We start from the raw sequence: 2,771 nt of genomic DNA, 5'->3' as shown, positions 1-2,771 counted from the left end.
GCCGTCGTTGCTGGGGGCGCCGCTACAGCCGTTGCGCTGCAAAGCCTGCTGGAGTTCCGCCTGACGGCGCCGGTTGCCGCCACCGCGCTGAAGCGACTTGCGCTGCTCTTGGAGCCGGGCCAGTTGCCGCCGTGCATCCTCCATGCGGTTGTTCATGCTCAGGCACTGGGGGGTGCGTTTCAGAGCACGGCCGAAAATGAAGAGGCGCTCGTAGCAGCCGGCGTCGTCCATGGAGGCCTGGGTGCCCTGGAAGATGCGGTCCTGCTGGGCGATCTGCTGGTCGAGATTGGCCAGCTCGGCGCCGTTCATACCGCCGCCGCGGGCTGCGGCCATCTCCTGCTGGAGCTGCATGCAGCGGAAATCCTGCTCGCTCTGGGCCTGGGCGCCGCCCGAAAATGCCAGGCTCGCGAGCGCAAGCAGACCCAGCCAGCCGATAGACCGCGCTGACGGCGCAGGGATGCGCCGAAAATGGCGATGAATGCCCACGATGATTTACCGGTCCCCGGAAAGCCTCTAACCCATTATGCGCCCGCAAAATCCGGGGTCAATGAGGCATGAATAAGATGGTTTGCTTGACGATTTGGCCGTTTCCCGCCATAAGCGGCCCAAGATGACGCACGCGCAACCGAACCTTATCATTTCCTGCTGCATTATTTCCGGCTAGCAAACAAGCTCGCGCGGGTCGTTCCTCTTTTATCCATCATACTCTTATCTGACGAACATCCGGCGAGCCCCCGAGAGGCTTGTCTGTGCCTATTTCGCTCTACAACACGCTGACCCGCCGAAAAGAGGCCTTCGAGCCCCTCGATCCTGCGCATATACGCATGTATGTGTGCGGGCCGACGGTCTACGACTACGCCCATATCGGCAATGCGCGCCCGGTCATCGTCTTCGATGTGCTGTTCCGGCTGCTGCGGCAGGTCTATGGCCCCGAGCATGTCACCTATGTCCGCAACGTCACGGACGTCGATGACAAGATCAACGCCCGCGCGGCCCAGGACTTTCCCGACCTGAAGCTGAACGAGGCGATTCGCAAGGTCACCGAGAAGACCGAGGCGCAGTTCCACGACGACATGGCCGCGCTCGGGGCGCTCGACCCCACGGTCGAGCCCCGTGCCACCGAGCATATCGGCGAGATGCGCGGCATGATCGATCGGTTGATCGCCAATGGCTGCGCCTATGTGGCCGAGGATCATGTGTTGTTCCATGTCTCGTCGATGCCCGACTACGGCCGGCTCTCCGGGCGTCGCCTCGACGAGATGATCGCCGGCGCCCGTGTCGAGGTGGCGCCCTTCAAGCGCGATCCCATGGACTTCGTGCTGTGGAAGCCGTCCAAGCCCGGCGAGCCCTCCTGGCCGTCACCCGGCGGCATCGAAACTGAGGGCCGTCCGGGCTGGCATATCGAGTGTTCCGCTATGGCCGCGGCGCATCTCGGCGACGTGTTCGACATTCATGGCGGCGGCATCGACCTCGTGTTCCCGCACCACGAGAACGAGATTGCGCAATCGCGCTGCGCGCACGGCACGGACGTCATGGCGAATGTGTGGATGCATAACGGCTTCCTCCAGGTCGAGGGCGAGAAGATGTCGAAGTCGCTCGGCAACTTCGTCACCGTGCATGATCTGCTCACCGGCTGGCAGGGTTATGCCTGGCCAGGTGAGGCGCTGCGTCTCAACATGCTGCGCACGCATTACCGCCAGCCGCTCGACTGGACCGTCGCCAGTCTCGACGAGGCGCACAAGACGCTGTGGGATTGGTATGGCGACGTCGATGAGAGCGCCGCCGCCCCGGATGTTCCGTCCGCCGTGGCCGAGGCGCTGTCTGACGATCTGAACACGCCCAAGGTCATCTCCGAGCTGCACAAGCTGCATCGCGCGGGGCATTTCGAGGAACTGCGTACGGCACTCGTTTTCCTCGGCTTCTCCGGCCAGCGCGCTAAGATCGAACGGGTTCGCCAGGACAGCGCAGGCGAAGCCGACGCAAGCGAGGTCAACGGATTGATCGCCGCGCGCAATGCCGCGCGCCAAGCGAAAGATTTCAAGGAAGCCGATCGCATTCGCGGCGAGCTCGAAGCCATGGGCGTTGTGCTGAAGGACGCCAAGGATCCGAAAACGGGCGAACTCGTCACCACGTGGGAGGTCGCCCGATGAACGCGGAAGCCAATCCCCGGCTCGCGTTGCGGCCAATGCTGCCGGATGAGGGACCGCTCCTTGCCGAGATCTTTCGTGCCAGCGTTCTCGAATTGACGGGTGACGACTATACGGAACAGCAGCAAAATGCCTGGGCCGCCGTCGCCAATGACGAAGCGGCTTTCGCCGAGCGTCTGGCAGGCGAGGTGACCATCGTCGCCACCATGGGCGGATCGCCGGTCGGCTTCGCTTCGTTGGAGGCCGACGACAAGATCGGTTTCTTCTATGTGCATCCCGCCGCCGTCGAGCGCGGCGCCGGCACGATGCTCGCCGACGCGCTCGAGAAATTGGCGACCGGGCGCGGCGCGGAGGCGCTCAACGTGGACGCGAGCGACACGGCCTATGATTTTTTCGGCAAGCGGGGTTATGCCGCTCAGCAGCGCAACAGCATCCGGCGCGGCGACGAATGGCTGGCCAATACCACGATGAAGAAGGCGCTGGCCGGCAAGGAGACGATGCAATGACGCGCGAAGCTCTCTCCCTTTACGACACGACCTTGCGGGACGGTGCTCAGACCCAGGGCGTCGATTTCTCCCTCGAGGATAAGCTCTTGATCGCGGAGCAGCTCGACCGGCTCGGTAT

Annotated in this window: 3 protein-coding genes and 1 pseudogene; 3 read left to right on the top strand and 1 reads right to left on the bottom strand. The window is 63.6% G+C overall.

What is annotated here, in order from left to right; genetic code table 11:
* Window positions 1–486 (bottom strand): annotated as a pseudogene (locus tag AUC71_RS09925) (hypothetical protein); the annotation flags it as partial.
* A 263-nt stretch (window positions 487–749) separates the two neighbouring features.
* Between AUC71_RS09925 and cysS the strand changes: the two are divergent.
* From cysS to AUC71_RS21970, 3 genes are all read left to right on the top strand, one after another.
* Window positions 750–2,150: a cysteine--tRNA ligase gene (gene cysS, locus AUC71_RS09920; protein ID WP_069624138.1), complete on the top strand. Its 1,401-nt coding sequence runs from the start codon at window positions 750–752 to the stop codon at window positions 2,148–2,150.
* Window positions 2,147–2,653, top strand: coding sequence for a GNAT family N-acetyltransferase (locus tag AUC71_RS09915; RefSeq protein WP_069624137.1), 507 nt, complete (start codon window positions 2,147–2,149; stop codon window positions 2,651–2,653). Before cysS ends, AUC71_RS09915 begins: the two co-directional genes overlap by 4 nt.
* Window positions 2,650–2,771: hypothetical protein (locus AUC71_RS21970; RefSeq protein WP_141701592.1), on the top strand; the 122-nt coding region annotated here is incomplete at its 3' end. The genes AUC71_RS09915 and AUC71_RS21970, both read left to right, overlap by 4 nt.

Source organism: Methyloceanibacter marginalis, assembly GCF_001723295.1.
Classification (GTDB): domain Bacteria; phylum Pseudomonadota; class Alphaproteobacteria; order Rhizobiales; family Methyloligellaceae; genus Methyloceanibacter; species Methyloceanibacter marginalis.
This window is presented reverse-complemented; position numbering and strand designations above follow the sequence as displayed.

What these genes read in the sequence shown, in the direction of transcription:
- AUC71_RS09915 (WP_069624137.1), top strand. Translation starts at nt 2,147, where the DNA reads ATGAACGCGGAAGCCAATCCCCGGCTCGCGTTGCGGCCAATGCTGCCG.